The following is a 20,550-nucleotide window of genomic DNA, read 5'->3' on the forward strand; positions in this document are numbered from 1 at the left end:
CGCCCGAACCAGCCGCTGCGTCGCACGCCCCCGCCGCCTCCACGCCCGCCGTCCCCGCCCCCGAAGGGAGGTCCCTCTGATGCCCCGTCGCGACGACATCCACAAGGTCCTGGTCATCGGTTCCGGCCCCATCGTCATCGGCCAGGCCTGCGAGTTCGACTACTCCGGCACGCAGGCCTGCCGGGCCCTGCGCGAGGAGGGATACGAGGTCGTGCTGGTCAACTCCAACCCCGCAACCATCATGACCGACCCCCAGACCGCCGACCGCACCTACGTGGAGCCCATCACCGTGGCCAGCGTGGAGAAGGTCATCGAGCGGGAGCGGCCGGACGCGCTTCTCCCCAACATGGGCGGCCAGACGGCCCTCAACTGCGCGGTGGCGCTGGACGAGGCGGGCGTGCTCGCGCGCTGGGGCGTCGAGGTCATCGGCTGCGACATAGCCTCCATACAGACCGGCGAGGACCGCGAGCTCTTCGCTCGGGCCATGGGTGACATCGGCCTGCGCGTGGCGGACTCGGGCGTGGCCCACTCGCTCGAGGAGTGCGCGGGGGTCGCGGCCCGGCTGGGCTACCCCGTCGTGGTGCGGCCCGCCTTCACCCTGGGCGGGGCCGGCGGCGGCATGGCCCACGACGAGGTCGAGCTCGCTGACATCGCGCGCGAGGGGCTCGCGCTCTCGCCCGCCCACGAGGTGCTGGTGGAGCAGGACCTCGAGGGCTGGAAGGAGATAGAGGTGGAGGTCATGCGCGACTCCGCGGGCAACGGAATCGTGGTCTGCTCCATCGAGAACCTCGACCCCATGGGCGTCCACACAGGAGACTCCATCACCGTGGCCCCCGCCCAGACCCTCACCGACCGCGAGCTCCAGCGCCTGCGCGACCACTCGCTTGCCATCCTGGAGCGGGTGGGCGTCGCCTGCGGCGGCTCCAACGTGCAGTTCGCCGTCAGCCCCACGACGGGCGAGGTCGTGGTCATAGAGATGAACCCGCGCGTGAGCCGCTCGTCGGCGCTGGCCTCCAAGGCCACGGGGTTCCCCATCGCCAAGATGGCGGCGCTGCTCTCCGTCGGCTACACCCTGGACGAAATCCAGAACGACATCACCCGCGCGACGCCCGCCTGCTTCGAGCCCTCGATCGACTACTGCGTGGTCAAGGTGCCGCGCTTCGCCTTCGAGAAGTTCGAGGGCACGAGCGAGGAGCTCACCACCCGCATGAAGTCGGTGGGCGNGCGGGGCTCCGGGCTGCCGGCAAGCTGCCGGACGAGGGGCGCGAGCTGGGCTACTTCGCCGTGAAGGAGGCGGTCATGCCGTGGGCGCGCTTCCCGGGGGCGGACTCTGTCCTGGGGCCCGAGATGCGCTCGACCGGCGAGGTCATGGGCATCGCCGCGAGCTTCCCGGAGGCGTATGCCAAGACCCGGCAGGCCATCGACTATGAGATGCCCCGCGAGGGGGCGGCGTTCGTCTCCGTCTGCGACCGCGACAAGCGCGCAATCGCACCGGTGGCGCTGGCGCTGGCCAACATGGGCTACAAGATCGTGGCCACCGAGGGGACCGCTCGTACGCTGCGCGCGGCGGGAATCGCCTGCGAGGTGGTGAGGCGCGTCGCGGAGGGGCACCCCAACGCGCTCGACCTGGTGGAGTCGGGCAGCCTGGCGTTCATCGTCAACACGCCGCACGGGCACGCCTCACGCGGCGACGGGGCGCGGCTGCGTGCGGCGGCGGTGAACCATGGCATCTGCTGCGTGACGGCGATGTCGGCGACGATCGCGCTGGTGCAGGCGCTGGCGGCGGTGAGGGCGCGAGGTGGCGGCGCGCTGGACGTGGTCGCGCTGCAGGACCTGTAGCGCCGTGGCTCGGGCGAGAGGGGCAGGCGAGAGGCGCGTGTCGTCGCAGCGAGAGGGACGCGCGATGGCGCGTGACGAGAGGTGCGTGTCGTCGCGTGCGTGCGGCTTCCACGCTCGTGCGCCCGCGCCTCTCTCCCGGCACGCTCTTATGCACGCCACCGGGTACGGCCACCGTCGTCGCGCACGCTCTTGCACACGGCCACCGGTGCCGAGCACGCTCTTGCGCACAACTCCTGCAACGCGCACGCTCTTACGCACATGTGCCTCGACGTTTGCCCAGGTAACGTGAGGCGACGATGTGCGTTCGAGCGTGCTCGTCGTTTTGCTTGTGCGTTGGCGCGTGGGTGGCGCTGGCGGTTGTGCGTTGGCGCGTGGGTGGCGCTGGCGGTCGTGCGTTCGAGCGCGCGAGCGGCAGGGGCAAGGTGTGCGTCCAAAATAACTGCGCACGGTATTTTCGAACTTCGGTCGAAATGAGCGTCTGGCCAGCTCAGGAGCTCATTCTCTTTGTGCATCTCCACAACTCTGAGGAATCATGCGCAGTTTTCCGGCGCCTTCGCGACTAGCTTGGGCCTCAGACGATGACGCGGCACTCGTCCTTCAGTGGCCCCGCGCCCTTCTCCTGCTAGCGCGGCACGCGGCCGAAGGGTATGTCCAGCGCGTCCTGGTAGCCCGGCTCCGCGTCCACGATCGCGGGGATCAGGTTCACGTTGGGCGCGGCGCTGGTCAGGAACGGGTCCTCGTGGTCGATGATGCCGTCGATGTCCACCCTGACGTGGGGCTCGCCGAAGATCTCGATGGCCTTGTCCACGGTGTAGTCGGCCAGGATCTCGTTGGACCCCTTGTGGTTGAAGTGGAAGCCCACGACCTCCCGGCCGTGGTCGTAGGTCGCCATCACGAAGTGGTGCGTGCCGATGGTGCCCGGCATGATGTGCGCGTTGGGGGTCGTCACCTCGGCGTCGGCCATCACCTGCTCGACGTCGCAGCGGTACTCGTCGTAGTCCAGCCCCAGCCTCTCGGTGACCTCGATCACCGTCGGCCCGTAGTAGGTGAAGAACAGGCTCTTGAGGAAGGCGAACTGCGGGGCTGGAATCTCCTCGACCGTCATGTGGCTGCCCCCGGCGCAGAAGAAGGCGACGTGCAGGGACTCGGCCTCGCTCAGGCTCCGCTTCCAGGCGGTCTCGATGATCCTGCTGCCCATGGAGAAGGTGTAGCGGTAGATGAACCGGAGGTAGGAGTTGTAGCCCGTGGTCTCGAACATGCGGTACTGCTCGGGGTTGCTGCGCGCCTTCTCCAGGATGGCGGCGAAGAGGTCCTCGAGGTCGCGGCAGCCCTCGTCCAGGATGGCAGCGTCGTAGACCTGCTGGAAGTAGGCATCCATCACGTCCGACTTGTTCCTGAAGTAACGGTAGAAAGTCGTCTTGCTCACGTCGGTCTGAGCTAGGATCATCTCGACGGTGATGGAGGGGTAGCTGTGCTTGTGCAGGAGGCGCACGAAGCCGTCGACGATGTGCCGCTTGGTCCACGTGGGCATGCTGCCTCCTCTGTTGGTGGCATCGTCTGACGTCGGCCACTAGCTTACGCGTGTCGGGCACGCCGTTGCGCACACGCGCCGACGTCGGGCACGCACTTGCGCACACGCGCCGACGTCGCGCACGCTCCAACGCACAGGTACCGACGTCCGGCACGCTCCAACGCACGGACATTTCGCCGAACACGCGCTTGCGCACACGTTTTTCATCGCACACGCTGTTGCGCACACGCACTCCTGCGTTTGCCCAGATAGCGCGGAGCGTCCATGTGCGTTCGAGCGTGCTCGCTCTGGAAGATGTGCGTTCGAGCGTGCTCGCTGTGTGTGGCGTGCGAAACAGCGTGCTTGTTGCGGATGTTGTGCGCAACGGCGTGCACGACGCTAACGACGTGCGTAGTTGCATGCACGGTGCTCTGGCCCGACACCTTGCGTCGCCACCCTGCTTTGCGCCTACGCCTCGCGAGCGCTAGCATTTTCATGGCGAGAGAGGCGCCGCAACGTAGCCGCACGTCGTACGCACCCGCGTCTGCCGCGACACGCCCGCGCCCAGCACCGCCGCCGCCCGTACCCAGGGTGCCGCCGCACGTGCCCACGCGCGCGGCCCGCCCCGTACCCAACCACCCACCCCCACACTCCGGAGGTTCACATGGAAAACGGCATGATGCTCCAGGGGTTCTCCTGGTACCTACCCGCGGACGGCGCGCACTGGAAGCGCCTGGCCGAGCTCGCGCCCACCCTCGCGCACATGGGCGTGAGCTCCGTCTGGATGCCGCCCGCCTACAAGAGCTCCGAAGGGGCCGAGGGCGTGGGCTACGCCGTCTACGACCCCTGGGACCTGGGCGAGTTCGACCAGTGCGGCAGCGTCCGCACCAAGTACGGCACGCGCGATGAGTACCTCGCGGCCGTCCGCGCCCTCCAGAAGGCGGGCATCCAGGTTCTGGCCGACGTCGTCCTCAACCAGCGCTTCGGCGGGGAGGAGTGCGAGGACGTCCTGGCGACCCCCATCAACCCCACGAACCGCAACGAGCAGGCGGGCGAGCCCCGGCAGATCAGCGCTTGGACGCGCTACCGCTTCCCCGGCCGCGCCGACAAGTACTCCGACTTCCACTGGGACTGGCACTGCTTCCACGGCACCGACTGGGACGAGTCGACCCACGAGCCCGGCGTCTACCTCTTTAACGGCAAGCACTGGGACGAGGACGTGGACAAGTCCGAGAACGGCAACTACGATTACCTCATGGGCTCCGACGTGGACGTGAGCGAGCCCGCCGTCGAGGAGGAGCTCGGCCGCTGGGGAGAATGGTACCTCAAGACCACCGGCGTCGACGGGTTCCGCCTGGACGCGCTCAAGCACATCTCGCGCGCGTTCTTCCACCGGTGGCTCACGCGCCTGCGCGAGGCCACGGGCAAGGAGCTCTTCACGGTGGGGGAGTACTGGTCTCCCGAGGTGGACGACCTGGAGGCCTACCTGGGCGAGGTGCCCATGAGCCTCTTCGACGTGCCGCTGCACTACCGGCTCTTTGACGCCTCCAACAGCATGGGCGAGAGGGACCTGGCTCACGTCTTCGACGACACGCTGGTGCAGCGCGAGCCCATCCGTGCCGTCACCTTCGTGGACAACCACGACACCCAGCCCAACCAGGCGCTGCAGAGCACGGTCCAGGACTGGTTCAAGCCCAGCGCCTACATGCTGATCCTCCTGCGCGAGGCGGGCTACCCCTGCGTCTTCTTCGGGGACCTCTTCGGCATGTCCAACGACGGCAACATCCCCGCCGTGGCCGAGCTCCCGTTGCTCATGGAGCTACGCCAGCGCTTCGCCTTCGGTCCCCAGAACGACTACCTGGACGACGCCAACCTCATAGGCTGGACCCGCGAGGGAGACGACGCCCACCCCATGAGTGGCGTGGCCGTGGTGCTCACCGACGCCGAGGGCGGGTCCAAGCGCATGCGCGTGGGCGCGCGGCACGCCGGCTCGACCTTCTGCTGCGTGGCGGGGTTCGAGGAGCCGGACGTCACCATCGACGACGAGGGCTTCGGCGAGTTTTCCTGCGCCGGGGGCTGCGGCTGCGCGTACGTGCGCAAGGAGGTCGTGAGCTCGCTCGAGCACGACCGCGTGCTGCGCTCGATAGACCGAATCGTGCGCAAGGTGCAGGAACCGCGCTACGAGTACTGTCCCATAAGCGTCAACGCCGCGCCGCACCGTACGCGCTCGAGGAAGGGCAAGTAGGGGAGAGGGACTCGGGCGTTTGGCAGCGACTGGCGGCCATCCAGCACGCGACAACGCACGCCCGTCGCCGCTCCGCACGCGCATGCGCATGCGAGCCGCTATCGAGCCGCTACCCCACACGTGCTTACGCACACGAGCTGCCATCCCGCACGCGCTTACGCACGTCGCTTACGCCCAGCACGCGAAAGCGCACATTGGCCTTGGCGTTTCCGCATTTGGCGGGAGGAGTCCGTGTGCGCGACCGCGTGCGCGTTCAAAATGGCGTGCGCAACGGCGTGCGCGATGCGGCTGCGCGTGCGCATTGTCTGGTCGCGTGCGGGATGGCGTGGACGATGTTGTCGGAATGCGTTCCCGCGTGCCTGCGGCGACGGGCGGCTCCGGCATCCAGCCCCGGCCCGCATGCCGCACTCGGGTCGAGGCCGTCGCCTTGCGACAAACATTAAACTTCGAAGCAAACGCGCGTCAGTAACAAAATCGCCAAGATTCCTTCTGTTTTAGACACACAAACCCTCGAAATCGTTCTGTGTTAGAGACATAATTGAGCAAATACCTTCTGCTCTAGAAACGGAGTGGCCATGCTCAAGAGGAAGATGCTCCACGAGCTCGAAGGCTGGAAGGCCGCAGGCGCTCGCAAGGCATTCATACTGCTCGGGGCGCGCCAGGTCGGCAAGACGTACGTCGTGCGCGAGTTCGCGCGGCAGATCTACGACTCCTTCGTCGAGGTCAACTTCATCGAGAGCCAGGAGAGCGGTGCCTTCCTCGCGGCGTCGTCGAGCTCGACGGAGCTGCTCTCGCGCCTCTCGCTCGTGGCGGGACGCTCGATCCCCGAGGGCTCGCTGATCTTCCTCGACGAGGTGCAGCAGCTGGGGCACGACGTCGTCACGTTGTCCAAGTTCATCGTGGAGGACGGCCGCTTCGACCTCATCCTCTCCGGCTCGCTTCTTGGCACGACGCTCGGCGGGGTGACGTCGTTTCCCGTCGGATACGCGCAGGTCCGCCGGATGTTCCCCCTGGACTTCGAGGAGTTCTGCTGGGCCAGCGGGGTACCGTCCTCCATCATCGACGAGCTCCATGTGGCGCTTGACGCAAGGACTCCCGTCGAGGACTCTCTGCACGACCGCATGGTGAGGCTCTTCAGGCAGTACATCGTGGTGGGTGGCATGCCCGAGGCGGTCTCGACGTTCCTCGAGGGCGGGCTGGACCTCGGCGGTGCCCGGCAAGTCTGCCTGGATATCGTCGAGCAGTACGGCTTCGACATCTCCAAGTACGCAGGCGAGAAGAGCCTCAACGTCCGCTCCATCTACTCCAACGTGCCCTCGCAGCTCGCGAAGGAGAACAAGCGCTTCCAGATGGCGTCCGTGAGGGCGGGGGCCACGCACGGGCGGCTGAGGGACGACTTCGCCTGGCTCGAGGAGGCCGAGGTGGTGCTTCCCGCTCATGCGGTCACGGAGCCCAAGTACCCCCTCCAAAGGACCAAGGTGGGGGAGAAGTTCAAGCTCTACTCGTCTGACTGCGGGCTCCTGCTGGCGCAATATCCGCGGCTCGCTGCCATGAGGGTCGTGTCGGGCGAGGGGGATGCCAACTTTGGGGCGGTGTACGAGAACGTCGTCGCCCAGGAGCTCGCATCGTCGGGCAGGGAGCTCTGGTACTTCCACAACAGCAGGAAGGGCGAGGTGGACTTCCTGCTCCAGACCGAGGACGCCAGGGTCATCCCGCTCGAGGTCAAGTCGGGGAAGGACTACAAGCTGCACCTTGCCCTCAACAACCTGCTGAGGACGAGCGACTGGAGGATTGACGAGGCCCTGGTGCTCTCGGAGCACAGCGTGTCCGTCGAGCAGAGGCTTGGGAAGCCGGTCTATTACCTGCCGCTCTACATGCTGCTCTTCCTGGACCAGCTGGTTGGAGCTGGGCACATGGGGGACATGCATCTGGAGCCCGTCGAGTTTTAGGTTTTAGGATCAGAGAGGGGCCAGGACAAGTCTGACCGCTAGACCTGCCATGCGGGGGTTACGACGACACCCCGTCCTGCCACACCGTCGTCCCGTGCCAGGCACACGACCTCGCCCCAGCCCAGCTCGCAGCCGTCGACGCCCTGGAGGCTCGCAAACTCTCTCTGGGCCTCGTCGGCGCGTGCCGCCCTACCGGCGTCCACCTTGATGGGGTGCAGCACGTTGCCCTCCCTCAGCACCAGGTCGAGCTCGCGGCTCTCCCCGTCGAAGAGGTAGCTGAAGCCGTCGAGTCCCCGTCTTGCCGCCAGCCACGCCTTCATGACCTCGGAGGCCACGAAGCTCCGGAGCATGGGCCGGTAGAGCTGCCCGAAGCGCAGGTCGTCGGGGCTGTTCAGGCTTGCCAGGTGGCAAGCTAGCTGTTGTGTGCCAACAGGTTGTTGACAGTTTCCAGGTGACAAGGAGGGNAGGGAGTGGGTCACCCGCTCGAGCGTGTACGCGCGCCTGGCCGAGGCTCCCGGACCCGGCCGCCCGAAGGCAGGGCGTGCGACGAGCGGGGGGAGGCATGGGTCCGCTTCGGTCGGAGGATGCTGACGGCAACGGCGAAGAGGCCGTGCAACCCGGCGTGCTGATGGCCTGACCCCGCGTCCGGCACCTGCGCCGGGCCACGCCAGGCGTGTCCCTCTCCCCGTTTGCGTGAAGACGGGCAACGTCAGCTCACACGGCCTGCCGCCTTTGCTAGAATCCATAAATTGCATGCGACATGCGCGGGCGTGGCGGAACTGGTAGACGCGCTGGATTTAGGTTCCAGTGGGAGAAATCTCGTGAAGGTTCGAGTCCTTTCGCCCGCACCACGTCGCAGACGCAGAGGAACTGTGCGAGGCGGGCCCTCCCGCCAAGCAGGAGAACAACACTGGAGGAACGTTGAACATCACCGTCACCGCCGAGAGGCCCCAGAACGACCAGGTAGTCGCCACGCTCACCGTGCCCGCTGCCGACGTCGACAAGGCAATCGCCCAGACCTACAGGGACATCGCCCAGAAGTACGCCTTCCAGGGCTTCCGCCGCGGTCGCGCGCCCCGTCCCGTCATCGACAGCATGGTGGGCCGCAGCTCCGTCCTGGCCCAGGCCACCGAGGACGTCATGAACGAGGCCCAGCCCCTGATGTTCGAGGAGCTCGACATCGTCCCCGTCGACCGTCCCAACTACGGCGACGACCCCGTCACCGTGGTCGAGCACGAGGACCTCACCGTGACCTGCACCGTCAGCGTCCCTCCCACCTGCGAGCTCGACTCCTATGACGCCCCCGCCATCAACATGCCTCCCCAGGAGGCCACGGAGGCCGAGATCGACATGCAGGTCGAGCAGCTCCTCAGCTACCACGTGAGCTACGAGGACGAGACCGAGGAGCGCACCGTCGTCGCCGGCGACGTAATCGTGGCCGACGTCCAGAACAAGGAGGGCGCGCCCGAGCTCGCCGGCACCGACCGCCAGCTGGGCCTCTCCAACGCCTACCTGCCCACCGAGTTCGTCGACGGCATCGTTGGCATGACCAAGGGCGAGACCAAGGACATCGAGTGGACCCGCGCCCACGACGACCACGAGCACCATGTCGCCGTGACCGTGACCCTCAAGGGCATCAAGAAGTCCGTCACCCCCGAGCTCGACGACGAGTTCGCCAAGAAGAGCTTCGGCTTCGACACCGTGGCCGAGCTGCGCGACGCCGTGAAGGAAGAGATCGAGGGCGACAAGAAGAACAGCCTCCCCGGTCTCAAGGAGGACCGCGTCGTCGAGGAGATCGGCAAGCACCTCACCCTCGACGAGATCCCCGAGGCCTACCAGAACNCGTCATGCGGCCGTCCGCCACCCACCAGGGATGCGCCCCCACGGCGAGACGGACGTTGGGGGCGTCTTTGAGCTCCTCGCGCGCCCGCAGGTAGCCCTCCGGAGTCACGCTGCAGGCGAGTATGGCCAGGCCGAGCCCCTCGGCCTCCGCGGCCACCTCGCGCGCGTTGGACATGAGGTCGAGGTGGCAGTGCATGTCTGCCAGCCGCCAGCCCACGCTAGCGCCAGCCCTGGTGGTCGAGCTCGTTGGAGAGCCCCGCGAGGTCGCAGATCACCCGTCCGGCGATCATCTGGCCCATGATGGGGGGCAGGTAGCTCATGGTCCCCAGTATGGAGTGGCTGCGGTCTCGCCTGCCGTCGGGGCCGGTGCCACCCTCGATGGGGATGGGCGGCTCGTCGGAATAGAGGACCCTGAGGCCGCGTATGCCGCGCTTGCGGCACTCCTTGCGCATCACGCGCGCTATGGGGTCCACGTCCGTCCTCTCTATGGTCGAGAAGCGCAGACGGCAGGGGTTGAGCTTGTTTGCCCCTCCCATGCTGGAGAGGAGGGGGATGCCCTCGTCCTGACACCAGCGGGCGATGGCCAGCTTCTGAGACACAGTGTCGATGGCGTCCACGACGTAGTCGGGGCGGGGGAGGGCGGCGAGCGCGTCGGTCAGGCCGTCCTTGCCCAGGAAGGCGTGGAGGGCCGTGACCTGGCAGTCGGGGTTGATGTCGCGCACGAGGTGCTCCATGACCTCGCTCTTGGGCTGGCCCAGCGTGTGCTGCCATGCCACGGCCTGCCGGTTGAGGTNACGCCCTGGCCGCCAAGCTCGAGCTCAAGGCCACCGAGGAGGACGTGCGCGCCGAGTTCGAGCGCGCCGGCGTGGACGACGTCGACGCCTCCGTCGCCGAGTTCACCAAGAGCGGCCAGATGCCCGCCATCCGCGAGTCCATCCGCCGCACCAAGGCCGTGAGGTGGCTGAGCGAGAACGCCACCGTCACCGAGGTCGACGAGATCGCCGAGGCCCGCGCCAAGAAGGACGAGGAGTCCGGCGAGTAGCAGCCGCCGCGGCGGGGGAGGGCAGGCTCGGAGTTGCCCCACGCCCCCTCCGCATTCGCGCGACCCACGACTAGTAGATGCGCTCCGGGGGTACCAACTCTCGGAGCGCATTCCTCTAGGTTAGGAGAGACATGATCAACCCCACCAACATCCCCCTCATCCCGTACGTGGTCGAGCAGACCCCGCGCGGCGAGCGCAGCTACGATATCTACTCGCGCCTGCTCAACGACCGCATCGTCTTCCTGGGCGAGGAGGTCACGCGCGACAGCGCCAACCTCGTGATCGCCCAGCTCCTCCACCTCGAGAGCCAGGACCCCGACAAGGACATCTCGCTCTACATCGACTCGCCCGGAGGCGACGTGTACGCTGGCCTGGGCATCCTCGACACCATGAACTTCATCAAGCCCGACGTGTCCACCATCTGCGTGGGCATGGCCGCCTCCATGGGCGCCGTGCTCCTCTCGGCCGGCGCCAAGGGCAAGCGCATGGCGCTGCCCAACTCCATGGTGCTCATCCACCAGCCCAGCTCGGGCGCCCAGGGCCAGCAGACGGACATTCAGATCGCGGCGGACGAGACCCGCTGGATCCGCAACCGCCTGAACGAGATCCTGTCCCAGAACACGGGCCAGCCCATCGAGAAGATCAACGCCGACACCGAGCGCGACAACTACATGCGCGCCGAGGAGGCACGCGAGTACGGCCTGGTGGACAAGGTCATCGCATCGCGCATGGAGCAGGCGGAGTAGCAAGCGGGCGCGACGCGCCCTTCGAGGAGAGGCCAGATGGCGATAGACAACAACCCACCCGAGATGCGCTGCTCGTTCTGCGGCAAGACCCGCAGCCAGGTGCGCAAGCTCGTCCAGGGGCCCAACGGGGTCTTCATCTGCGACGAGTGCGTCAGCGAGTGCGCCGACATCATGGCAGAGAACGACGAGGACTTCGTGCCCGAGGGCGACTTCGACCAGTTCGACCTCGCCCAGGGCCCCATACAGAATCTTCCGACCCCGCACGACATCTACGACGAGCTGTCGCAGTACGTGATGGGCCAGGAGGAGGCCAAGCGCGCGATGAGCGTGGCCGTCTACAACCACTACCGCCGCATCGTGTCCGGCGACGACGTGACGAGCGAGGACGAGGAGCGAGTGGAGCTCGCCAAGAGCAACATCCTGCTGTTGGGTCCCACCGGCACGGGCAAGACCCTGCTGGCGCAGACCCTGGCGCGCTTCCTCGAGGTGCCCTTCGCCATCGCCGACGCCACGACCCTCACCGAGGCCGGCTACGTGGGCGAGGACGTGGAGAACATCCTGCTCAAGCTCATCGCCGCCGCCGACGGCGACGTGGAGAGGGCCCAGCTGGGCATCGTCTACATCGACGAGATCGACAAGATCGCCCGCAAGGCCGAGAACCTCTCCATCACCCGAGACGTCTCCGGCGAGGGCGTGCAGCAGGCGCTGCTCAAGATCCTGGAGGGCACCATCGCCAGCGTGCCCCCGCAGGGAGGGCGCAAGCACCCCCAGCAGGAGCTCATCCACATCGACACCAGGAACATCCTCTTCATCTGCGGCGGCGCCTTCGTGGGCCTGGACAAGATCGTGGCCGACCGCATAGGCAAGAAGGGCATCGGGTTCAACGCCGAGCTCTCCCGGAAGACGGAGGAGAACCAGGACGAGCTCATGGCCGCGGTCATGCCCCAGGACCTGCACAAGTTTGGCATGATCCCGGAGTTCGTCGGCCGTATCCCCGTGATCACCTCAACCCACGAGCTCACCGAGGACGACCTGGTGCGCATCCTCACCGAGCCGCGCAACGCCATCGTGAAGCAGTACCGCCGCATGTTCCAGATCGAGGGCGTCGAGCTCGAGTTCGAGGACGCGGCCCTGCGCGAGATGGCACGGCAGGCCATAGAGCGCGGCACCGGCGCGCGCGGCCTGCGCGCGATTTGCGAGTCCACGCTGCAGCAGACGATGTTCGACCTGCCGAGCGACCTGGACATCACCAAGGTCGTCGTGACGCCCGAGTCGGTGGGCGGCGGCACGTTGCCTCGCGTCGTGCGCGAGGACGCAGGCAAGCACCGCGCGGTGTAGGACACGTGGTCCGCTCGCGCGCAAACCAGCCGTGGTCTGCGCGCGAGCTTGCGTTTTAGCAGGTATTTCTTGAGAGGCGCGCAAACCGGCTGTGGTCTGTGCGCCTCTCTCCCTTTTTGCGCCGCCGCGCGCCTAGCACGGGCTCGGCTGCCGTGCGTTTGCGCCGCCGCGCGCCTAGCTCAGTCCCAGCAGCTCCGTCGCGTTGGCGGCGCAGGCCTCGCGTACGTCTCGCCCGCGTATTCCCTCGAGTTGGTCCAGCGTCCGCTCGAGCGAAGCGGCTATATTGGCGGCCGAGAAGGACTTGCCCTCCGTGGGTGGGAGGTCCGTCTCGGTGAGGAGCCTGCCCTCGGGCAGCTGTCGGGCGTACTCGCGGCCGCGCCTGGTGGCGAGCATCATCTCGTTGACCGAGAACCAGCAGCCCGCCTTCACGGCGCGGTGCAGCTCGTCGCTGGTGCCGCTGAACCAGTGGAAGACGCAGGCGCAGCGCTCGAGGGCGCGCGTGCGCTCCAGGACGTCGAGCACCGTGCCGACGCACCTCACGGAGTGGATCGAGAGTACGCGCGGCCTGCCGTCCGGACCGGGCCCCGATGCGGCTGCGGCGCAGACGCGCTCGAGGGACGCGAGCTGGCGTGCCTCGCTTCCCAGGTCGACGTGGGCAGGCGAGAGGTCCATGCCTATCTCGCCCACGAAGCCCTCCCGGCTGGCGAGCCGTGCCGCCAGCGCGACGTCGGCGTCCGTCATGCGGCCGTCCGCCACCCACCAGGGATGCGCCCCCACGGCGAGACGGACGTTGGGGGCGTCTTTGAGCTCCTCGCGCGCCCGCAGGTAGCCCTCCGGAGTCACGCTGCAGGCGAGTATGGCCAGGCCGAGCCCCTCGGCCTCCGCGGCCACCTCGCGCGCGTTGGACATGAGGTCGAGGTGGCAGTGCATGTCTGCCAGCCGCCAGCCCACGCTAGCGCCAGCCCTGGTGGTCGAGCTCGTTGGAGAGCCCCGCGAGGTCGCAGATCACCCGTCCGGCGATCATCTGGCCCATGATGGGGGGCAGGTAGCTCATGGTCCCCAGTATGGAGTGGCTGCGGTCTCGCCTGCCGTCGGGGCCGGTGCCACCCTCGATGGGGATGGGCGGCTCGTCGGAATAGAGGACCCTGAGGCCGCGTATGCCGCGCTTGCGGCACTCCTTGCGCATCACGCGCGCTATGGGGTCCACGTCCGTCCTCTCTATGGTCGAGAAGCGCAGACGGCAGGGGTTGAGCTTGTTTGCCCCTCCCATGCTGGAGAGGAGGGGGATGCCCTCGTCCTGACACCAGCGGGCGATGGCCAGCTTCTGAGACACAGTGTCGATGGCGTCCACGACGTAGTCGGGGCGGGGGAGGGCGGCGAGCGCGTCGGTCAGGCCGTCCTTGCCCAGGAAGGCGTGGAGGGCCGTGACCTGGCAGTCGGGGTTGATGTCGCGCACGAGGTGCTCCATGACCTCGCTCTTGGGCTGGCCCAGCGTGTGCTGCCATGCCACGGCCTGCCGGTTGAGGTTGCTGGGGGCCACCACGTCGCGGTCCACCAGCACGAGGGAGCCCACGCCGCCTCGTGCGAGCGCCTCCGCGCAGTTGGAGCCCACGCCACCCAGCCCCAGCACCATGACGCGGCTCGCCTGCACGCGCGCCAGGGCCGCGTCGCCCATGACCAGCCTCAGGCGGTCGCTTGCGGTTTCGACCTCGGGCGCGACGCCGCTCTCGCTTTGCCGGGGCATGGGTGGGGCTCCCTTCTGCATGGCACGGGCTCCCTTCGCCTTGGGCCTCGTGTTTGCGTACCAGCCGATTGTAGGTGCCAGACGGAGCGCGTGGGCGCCAAAGGGACAGGCCAGAGCCCAAAGGTGAGCATTTTGGGCGATAAAAAAACTGGCAATGTTCCGCAAAGTCAAGAAGATATAGGCGGACGGCATCTTGACCAAGAATTTAATCTGATTCGTCTGCACTGTCTACGTCTGTATATGCATTGTTGTTCAAACAAGTTAGCGTTCGACGAACGGCAGCTCGTCAAAGGAAAACCACAAAACAATATAATTTTGTTCTGTGCGATGTACGTGCGGGTGGCTTCGGCAAGTTGACCTGAGACGAGTCGCGTCGCACGGGACCTGTAGGCAAGGAAGTACAAGAAAGGCGAAGGAGGTAAGCGATGGTAGGCATCATTTTGGCAAGCCACGGCGGGCTCTGCACGGGCATCAAGGAGTCGGGACAGATGATCTTTGGTCCCCAGGAGAGCGTCGAGGCGGTCGCCCTGACCCCCGACATGGGGCCGGACGACTATCACGCCAAGCTGCTCGAAGCGGTCGCTAAGCTCGAAGACCAGGACCACGTCCTGTTCCTGGTCGACCTCTGGGGAGGCACTCCCTTCAACCAGACCTCGCGTCTGCTTGAGGAGGAGGGCAAGGAGGATTGGGTCGCGGTGACCGGCCTCAGCCTGCCCATGCTNCCGCGCTCTGCGTCATCCCCGCCGAGGCCGTGACCAACGCCCTCAACGCCATGCCCGCATGGCTGTCCGGCGGCATGGCCGTCGGCGGCGGCATGGTCGCCGCCGTGGGCTACGCCATGGTCATCAACATGATGGCCACCAAGGAGGTCTGGCCCTTCTTCGCCCTGGGCTTCGTCCTCGCCGCCATCAGCCAGCTCACGCTCATCGCCCTCGGCGCCATCGGCGTCTCCCTCGCCCTGATCTACCTCGGCCTCAAGGAGCTTGCCACCCAGGGTGGCGGTGCCGGCGGCTCGGGCGACCCTCTCGGCGACATCCTGAACAACTACTAGGCCCCAAGGGAGTGTGAAGACAAATGGCAGAAGAGAAGATCACGCTCAGCGCCAAAGACCGCAAGGCGGTCGCGTGGCGCCACCAGTTCCTCCAGGGCTCCTGGAACTACGAGCGCATGCAGAACGGCGGATGGTGCTACTCCATCATCCCGGCCATCAAGGCCCTGTATCCCAACAAGGATGACCAGGTCGCAGCCCTCAAGCGCCACCTGGAGTTCTATAACACCCACCCGTACGTCTCCTCCCCGGTCATGGGCGTCACCCTGGCGCTCGAGGAGGGCCGCGCCAACGGCGACCCCATCGACGACGCCACCGTCCAGGGCGTCAAGGTCGGCATGATGGGACCGCTGGCCGGCGTCGGCGACCCCGTGTTCTGGTTCACCGTGCGCCCCATCCTGGGTGCCCTCGGTGCCTCCCTGGCGCTCTCGGGCAACATCCTGGGACCCATCCTGTTCTTCGTCCTCTGGAACGTCATCCGCCTCGCGTTCGAGTACTACACGCAGGAGTTCGGCTACAAGGCCGGTGCCTCCATCGCGCAGGACCTCTCGGGTGGCATGCTGGGCAAGATCACCGAGGGCGCTTCCATCCTCGGCATGTTCATCATCGGCTCGCTGGTCGAGCGCTGGGTGTCCATCTCGTTCACCCCGATCGTCTCGAAGATCCCGCAGCAGGCCGGCGCCTACATCGACTGGGCCAACCTGCCCGCCGGCGCCGAGGGCGTCAAGACCGCCCTCCTGCAGTACAGCGCCCTGGGCGTCAACGGCCTTGACGCGACCAAGGTGACCACCCTCCAGCAGAACCTCGACCAGCTCATCCCCGGCCTCGCCGCCGTGCTGCTGACCCTGCTCTGCTGCAAGCTGCTGAAGAAGAACGTCTCGCCCATCGCGATCATCCTCGCGCTGTTCGCCTTCGGCATCGTCGGCCGCGTCTGCGGCTTCATGTAGGAAGCACGCCCGCGACGGCGGGCGTGACGCTCGACGCGAGGGGCCGCGCCTAGTAGGCTGTGGGAGGCAGGGAGCCTTCCCAGCCGAGGGGCGGGCCCCTCTTGCTTGGCACCGGAACGCATCGGGACGCCCATCGCAGCGGGCGTCTTGTTGGCACTGGAACGCATGGTTTGGCGGACGCCCCGGGTGCCGCCACGAATAGACCCCGACCGATCGGAGCCCGAAGATGGCGCAATCGCAGAACAGCAGCGTGGACCTCGCCGTGCGCGCGACCTCCTACCATGGGCTCGCCACCTACGGGAACCTCATGGTGGGCAACAAGGCGATCGAGTTCTACAACGAAAAGAACGCCGAGGACTACGTCCAGATTCCCTGGGGCGAGGTGGACCACGTCGCCGCGTCTGTGATGCTGGGCGGCAGGTGGATCTCGCGCTTCGCGGTGTTCACGAAGACGAACGGCAGTTTCTCGTTCTCCACGAGGGACAACAAGGCNTGCAGCCCGCGGAGGCCGTCGCGGCCGCGCCGACTCCCGCAGCCGCCCCCATGGGCGCCATCCCCGAGGGGACGGTCCTGGGCGACGGCCACATCAAGTTCGTGCTCGTGCGCGTCGACACCCGCCTGCTCCACGGCCAGGTCGCCACGACCTGGACCAAGATGACCGGTCCCGACCGCATCATCGTGGTATCCGACGACGTCTCGAAGGACCAGCTCCGCAAGACGATGATCGTCCAGGCGGCGCCTCCGGGAGTCAAGGTGCACGTCGTTCCCGTCCAGAAGATCATCGACGTCGCCAAGGACCCGCGCTTCGGCGCCACCAAGGCGATGCTCCTCTTCGAGACCCCGCAGGACCTGCTCCGCGCGGTCGAGGGCGGCGTCGACATCAAGAAGGTCAACCTCGGCTCCATGGCCCACTCGGTGGGCAAGGTCGTCGTGACCAACGCCATCGCCATGGGCGAGGACGACGTCGAGACGCTCGAGAAGCTCGCCGGCCACGGCATCGAGTTCGACGTGCGCAAGGTGCCCGCCGATTCCGCCGAGCCCTTTGACGCCATCATGAAGAAGGCAAAGTCCGAGCTTGCCGCCCAGACCAAGTAAGAAGGAGGGAATATGTCGCCAATCACGATCCTGCTCGTCGTCATCGTCGCGTTCTTCGCGGGCATGGAAGGCATCCTCGACCAGTGGCAGTTCCACCAGCCGCTCGTCGCCTGCACCCTTATCGGAATCGTCACGGGATATCCCACCGAGGGCATCCTCCTGGGCGGCTCGCTCCAGATGATCGCCCTTGGCTGGGCCAACATCGGCGCCGCCGTCGCGCCTGACGCGGCCCTGGCCTCCGTCGCCTCCGCCATCATCATGGTGCTCGCCCTCTCGGGCGGCAGCGCCGACTCCACCACGGCCGTCAACGCCTCCATCGCGCTGGCCATCCCCCNGCGGCGTGCGTGACGGCATGCCGGGCGAGTGGCGCGTGCGCCAGGCCGCACGCGACGGCGCCCCAACTGTCGCGATGCCAACTGTTGGCTGTGTGAAGCCCCAGGCAGGAGCATCTGCCGACAGCCTGCCCTGCGCTATACTGCCTGCGCATATGACTAAGAGCCCGCGCCTCGCGCTTGCGGGCGCAGGCGAGAAGGAGAGACACGTGGCAACCATCAGCACCGCAGACTTCAAGAACGGCATGGGCCTCAAGATCAACGGCAAGTACTACACCCTCGTCGAGTTCCAGCACGTCAAGCCCGGCAAGGGCGGCGCCTTCGTCCGCTACACCATCAAGGACCTCAAGAGCGGCAAGACCATCAACAACCAGACGGTCAACGCCGGCACCAAGTTCGAGAGCGTCCAGCTCATCACCCGCGAGATGCAGTACCTCTACAACGACGGCGTCGCCTACGTCTTCATGGACAACGAGTCGTACGAGCAGATCCCCGTCGACCCCTCCTACATCGGCGACAACGCCCAGTGGCTCAAGGAGAACGACACCTGCCAGCTCCTCTACGCCGACACCGAGCTCCTGGGCGTGAACCCGCCCATGTTCATCGAGGTCGAGATCACCGAGACCGACCCCGGCTTCAAGGGCGACACCGTCCAGGGCGGCACCAAGCCCGCCACCATCGAGACCGGCGCAACCATCCAGGTCCCCATGTACCTAAACCAGGGCGAGGTCATCAAGGTCGACACCCGCGACGGCAAGTTCGTCTCGCGCGTCTAGCGCCCCCAGGCATGCCCCCTTCGGGACCCGCGTGCGAGCGGCACGTGGGTCCCGCGCTTTAGGGCCGGGACCGCGCGTTGGCTTCCATGTTCGGCATGCCCGTGTCCGACCGGGCACCCGTCCTGCCCGCGCGAACGGCGTGCCGGCGTCGTGTCCCCGCGGCGGCTTCGTGGGCGACGGCACCCGGCCATGCCCAACGTCTATACTGGTCCCGTGAGCGTCGCAAACGGATTCGACGGAGCGTCCCTCCCGAAAGGACTTCCCATGGCAGACAGCGAACTCTTCATCTCCGGAATCGGCATCTCGCGGAACGTCGTCTCGACCATCGTCACCCTGGCGGCCGAAAAGGTCGAGGGCGTCGTGCGCGTGGGCGGCAACGACATCGCCTCCAGCCTGGTCTCCGTCTTCACCCGCAGCAGCGTTCCCGCGGCGCAGGCCGTCGAGTCCAGCGTCGAGGACGACGAGCTCAGGGTCTCCGTCCACCTGGCCGTCTTCTACGGGTACCCCTTCACCCAGCTCGCCGCCGCCGTTCGCGAGGCCGTCGCCGCCGCCATCACCGAGCAGGTCGGCGTCCAGGTCGCGGCGGTCGACGTCTGCATCGACAGCCTCGTATTTCCCAAGGAGTAGCGTTGTCCAACATGCACTTCGGTCCGCGCACCACTGCGCGCAGCCAGGCCCTGCAGCTTCTGTTCCAGGCCGAGGCCACTGGCCGCACGGTCTATGAGGTCCTCGAGGGCGACTACTCGCTCTCGGACGGCCCCCTCGACCCCTTCGGCGAGCGCCTCGCGCGCGGGGCGGACGACATGCGCTCCGACCTCGACGCCGTCATCGACGCGACCTCCTCCAACTGGAGGCTCTCGCGCATGCCCGCCGTCGACCGCAACCTCCTGCGCATCGCCCTGTACGAGATGCTCGAGGTCGACGAGGTCGCGACCGCCGTGGCAATCGACGAGTCCGTCGAGCTGGCGAAGGCCTACGGCACCGACGAGTCCTCGCGCTTCGTGAACGGCCTTCTCGGCCGCGTCGCCTCTCGCATGGAGGCGGGTCGCGACGTGGTCGCGGACGCCCATGAGGAACTCTCCCGCCGCGCGGAGGAGGAACGCCGGCATGCCGAGGCGGCAGACGCCGAGCTCGTGGAGGCTGGAGAGGCGGAGGACGAGGGTGGCCCCGACCGGGCCGACTCCGGCGAGGCCGATGCCCGGCCAGGCGAGAACGGCGTCAACTCCGGGGCTGCGGCTGAGCCCCAGCCGGAGGCTCCTGCGGAGTCCGAGGTCCCCGAACCCCAGACCGTCGAGGCAGAGTAGGCCATGGCGAAGCCGGACACCTCCGCGTACGAGTCCTTCGAGGACATCAGCGGACGCCTCGACCAGATCATAGACCTGGTCCGTGACAAGGAGACCTCCCTCGAGCGCTCGCTCGACCTCTTCGACGAGGCCATAGCCCTGGGCTCCAAGGCGGTGGACCTGGTCGACGCGACGGACTTCTCCGCGCGCGAGCAGGCCCAGCTTGCCGATTCCCACGCGCCCCAGGCGGCGGGTGACGGGCAGGCAGAGCCGACCACCAGCGGGGACTAGCATGGGCCGGGGCCGTCGCCGCCTTGACCAGCTCCTGGTGGAGAGGGGCCTCTTCTCCAACGCGCAGGACGCCCTGCGCTCCATCCTCGCGGGCGACGTCAGCACCAGCGACCGGAGGCTCGACCATGCCGGCGAGCTCCTCGCGCCCGACGCGCCCCTCCACGTGAGGGGTCACATCGCCTACGTGGGCCGCGGCGGCCTCAAGCTCGAGCGCGGCCTCGACGCCTTCGGGGTCGACCCAACCGGGCTCGCCTGCCTGGACGTGGGCTGCTCGACCGGTGGCTTCACCGACTGCCTGCTCAAGCGCGGCGCCGCGAGCGTGCTCTCCGTGGACGTGGGCTACGCGCAGTTCGACTGGACGCTGCGCCAGGACCCCCGCGTCACCCTCCTCGAGCGCACCAACATCGTGGACGTCCCCTCGCCCGAGCGCGCGGGGCGTGTCGACCTCGCGGTCTGTGACGTCTCGTTCACCTCAGTCACGACCGTGCTGCCCGCCGTGTGCGAGCTCCTCTCGCCCGAGGGC

The 20,550-nt window shown here is 67.3% G+C and carries 18 protein-coding genes, 1 tRNA gene and 7 pseudogenes; 20 read left to right on the forward strand and 6 right to left on the reverse strand.

From position 1 onward, the window contains the following. Nucleotides 1-79: 79 nt before the first annotated feature. Both carB and BQ7388_RS13300 read left to right on the forward strand, forming a co-directional pair. A pseudogene (gene carB / locus BQ7388_RS02210) lies at nucleotides 80-1,222 on the forward strand (carbamoyl-phosphate synthase large subunit); the annotation flags it as partial. Between the two features lie 77 nt (nucleotides 1,223-1,299). Further along, complete coding sequence (locus BQ7388_RS13300) at nucleotides 1,300-1,839, forward strand: hypothetical protein (protein ID WP_327196087.1); 540 nt, start codon at nucleotides 1,300-1,302, stop codon at nucleotides 1,837-1,839. 622 nt (nucleotides 1,840-2,461) lie between these two features. Here the strand turns inward: BQ7388_RS13300 and BQ7388_RS02215 are convergent. Next, the gene (locus tag BQ7388_RS02215) at nucleotides 2,462-3,370 is read right to left on the reverse strand and encodes a TetR family transcriptional regulator (protein WP_072499682.1); all 909 of its coding nucleotides are present in this window, start codon (nucleotides 3,368-3,370) and stop codon (nucleotides 2,462-2,464) included. A 643-nt stretch (nucleotides 3,371-4,013) separates the two neighbouring features. Here BQ7388_RS02215 and BQ7388_RS02220 point away from each other — a divergent pair. Both BQ7388_RS02220 and BQ7388_RS02225 read left to right on the forward strand, forming a co-directional pair. Next, on the forward strand, nucleotides 4,014-5,594 hold the full coding sequence (locus tag BQ7388_RS02220) for an alpha-amylase (protein WP_072499683.1): 1,581 nt from the start codon (nucleotides 4,014-4,016) through the stop codon (nucleotides 5,592-5,594). A gap of 575 nt (nucleotides 5,595-6,169) precedes the next feature. Continuing rightward, the gene (locus tag BQ7388_RS02225) at nucleotides 6,170-7,543 is read left to right on the forward strand and encodes an ATP-binding protein (protein ID WP_072499684.1); all 1,374 of its coding nucleotides are present in this window, start codon (nucleotides 6,170-6,172) and stop codon (nucleotides 7,541-7,543) included. 38 nt (nucleotides 7,544-7,581) lie between these two features. Here the strand turns inward: BQ7388_RS02225 and BQ7388_RS02230 are convergent, their stop codons facing one another. Beyond that, on the reverse strand, nucleotides 7,582-7,893 hold the full coding sequence (locus tag BQ7388_RS02230) for a hypothetical protein (RefSeq protein ID WP_072499685.1): 312 nt from the start codon (nucleotides 7,891-7,893) through the stop codon (nucleotides 7,582-7,584). Between the two features lie 414 nt (nucleotides 7,894-8,307). Between BQ7388_RS02230 and BQ7388_RS02235 the strand changes: the two genes are divergently transcribed. Then, nucleotides 8,308-8,394, forward strand: a tRNA-Leu gene (locus BQ7388_RS02235). A 70-nt stretch (nucleotides 8,395-8,464) separates the two neighbouring features. Continuing rightward, a complete protein-coding gene (tig, locus tag BQ7388_RS02240; protein WP_268794026.1) occupies nucleotides 8,465-9,457 on the forward strand; it encodes a trigger factor in 993 nt (330 codons plus the stop codon). On the opposite strand, the gene BQ7388_RS13305 is transcribed toward tig, so the two are convergent. Further along, a complete protein-coding gene (locus BQ7388_RS13305) occupies nucleotides 9,351-9,581 on the reverse strand; it encodes an amidohydrolase family protein (RefSeq protein WP_327196105.1) in 231 nt (76 codons plus the stop codon). The genes tig and BQ7388_RS13305 overlap by 107 nt on opposite strands. Before the next feature lie 22 nt (nucleotides 9,582-9,603). Further along, nucleotides 9,604-10,164, reverse strand: a pseudogene (locus BQ7388_RS02250) (tRNA threonylcarbamoyladenosine dehydratase); the annotation flags it as partial. Nucleotides 10,165-10,223: 59 nt separating this feature from the next. On the opposite strand from BQ7388_RS02250, the gene BQ7388_RS02255 reads away from it, so the two are divergent. The 3 genes from BQ7388_RS02255 (at nucleotide 10,224) to clpX (ending at nucleotide 12,511) form a co-directional block, all read left to right on the forward strand. Further along, nucleotides 10,224-10,427 carry a hypothetical protein gene (locus BQ7388_RS02255; protein ID WP_072499687.1) on the forward strand — a complete coding sequence of 68 codons (204 nt, stop codon included), beginning with the start codon at nucleotides 10,224-10,226 and terminating at the stop codon, nucleotides 10,425-10,427. A 131-nt stretch (nucleotides 10,428-10,558) separates the two neighbouring features. Beyond that, on the forward strand, nucleotides 10,559-11,173 hold the full coding sequence (locus BQ7388_RS02260) for an ATP-dependent Clp protease proteolytic subunit (protein ID WP_009279452.1): 615 nt from the start codon (nucleotides 10,559-10,561) through the stop codon (nucleotides 11,171-11,173). Between the two features lie 36 nt (nucleotides 11,174-11,209). Next, nucleotides 11,210-12,511: an ATP-dependent Clp protease ATP-binding subunit ClpX gene (gene clpX, locus BQ7388_RS02265; RefSeq protein WP_009279451.1), complete on the forward strand. Its 1,302-nt coding sequence runs from the start codon at nucleotides 11,210-11,212 to the stop codon at nucleotides 12,509-12,511. A 174-nt stretch (nucleotides 12,512-12,685) separates the two neighbouring features. Here clpX and BQ7388_RS02270 read toward each other — a convergent pair whose 3' ends face one another. Together BQ7388_RS02270 and BQ7388_RS02275 are read right to left on the reverse strand one after the other, a co-directional pair. Beyond that, nucleotides 12,686-13,462: a TatD family hydrolase gene (locus BQ7388_RS02270; RefSeq protein WP_083558211.1), complete on the reverse strand. Its 777-nt coding sequence runs from the start codon at nucleotides 13,460-13,462 to the stop codon at nucleotides 12,686-12,688. 1 nt (nucleotide 13,463) lies between these two features. Continuing rightward, a complete protein-coding gene (locus BQ7388_RS02275) occupies nucleotides 13,464-14,255 on the reverse strand; it encodes a tRNA threonylcarbamoyladenosine dehydratase (RefSeq protein WP_072500423.1) in 792 nt (263 codons plus the stop codon). Between the two features lie 425 nt (nucleotides 14,256-14,680). Between BQ7388_RS02275 and BQ7388_RS02280 the strand changes: the two are divergent. The 11 genes and pseudogenes from BQ7388_RS02280 to BQ7388_RS02330 form a co-directional block, all read left to right on the forward strand. After that, nucleotides 14,681-14,974: pseudogene (locus tag BQ7388_RS02280) on the forward strand (PTS sugar transporter subunit IIA); the annotation flags it as partial. Continuing rightward, nucleotides 14,974-15,306: pseudogene (locus tag BQ7388_RS02285) on the forward strand (PTS sugar transporter subunit IIC); the annotation flags it as partial. The pseudogenes BQ7388_RS02280 and BQ7388_RS02285, both read left to right, overlap by 1 nt. Nucleotides 15,307-15,329: 23 nt before the next feature. Next, nucleotides 15,330-16,250 carry a PTS system mannose/fructose/sorbose family transporter subunit IID gene (locus BQ7388_RS02290; protein WP_062530120.1) on the forward strand — a complete coding sequence of 307 codons (921 nt, stop codon included), beginning with the start codon at nucleotides 15,330-15,332 and terminating at the stop codon, nucleotides 16,248-16,250. Nucleotides 16,251-16,476: 226 nt separating this feature from the next. Beyond that, nucleotides 16,477-16,740 (forward strand): annotated as a pseudogene (locus BQ7388_RS02295) (DUF956 family protein); the annotation flags it as partial. 5 nt (nucleotides 16,741-16,745) lie between these two features. Next, nucleotides 16,746-17,345, forward strand: a pseudogene (locus tag BQ7388_RS02300) (PTS system mannose/fructose/N-acetylgalactosamine-transporter subunit IIB); the annotation flags it as partial. 12 nt (nucleotides 17,346-17,357) lie between these two features. After that, nucleotides 17,358-17,678 (forward strand): annotated as a pseudogene (locus tag BQ7388_RS02305) (PTS sugar transporter subunit IIC); the annotation flags it as partial. A 208-nt stretch (nucleotides 17,679-17,886) separates the two neighbouring features. Continuing rightward, entirely contained in the window at nucleotides 17,887-18,453 is a 567-nt protein-coding gene (gene efp / locus BQ7388_RS02310; RefSeq protein ID WP_009279444.1) for an elongation factor P, read from the forward strand. Nucleotides 18,454-18,717: 264 nt separating this feature from the next. Continuing rightward, nucleotides 18,718-19,080, forward strand: coding sequence for an Asp23/Gls24 family envelope stress response protein (locus tag BQ7388_RS02315; protein WP_009279443.1), 363 nt, complete (start codon nucleotides 18,718-18,720; stop codon nucleotides 19,078-19,080). 11 nt (nucleotides 19,081-19,091) lie between these two features. Next, nucleotides 19,092-19,757 carry a transcription antitermination factor NusB gene (nusB, locus tag BQ7388_RS02320; protein WP_083558355.1) on the forward strand — a complete coding sequence of 222 codons (666 nt, stop codon included), beginning with the start codon at nucleotides 19,092-19,094 and terminating at the stop codon, nucleotides 19,755-19,757. Between the two features lie 3 nt (nucleotides 19,758-19,760). Then, nucleotides 19,761-20,027, forward strand: a complete 267-nt coding sequence (locus BQ7388_RS02325; RefSeq protein ID WP_062530125.1) for an exodeoxyribonuclease VII small subunit — start codon at nucleotides 19,761-19,763, stop codon at nucleotides 20,025-20,027. A gap of 1 nt (nucleotide 20,028) precedes the next feature. Then, nucleotides 20,029-20,550: TlyA family RNA methyltransferase (locus BQ7388_RS02330; protein WP_129583219.1), on the forward strand; the 522-nt coding region annotated here is incomplete at its 3' end.

It is taken from the genome of Olsenella phocaeensis, from assembly GCF_900120385.1.
GTDB classification, from domain to species: Bacteria; Actinomycetota; Coriobacteriia; order Coriobacteriales; family Atopobiaceae; genus Olsenella_I; species Olsenella_I phocaeensis.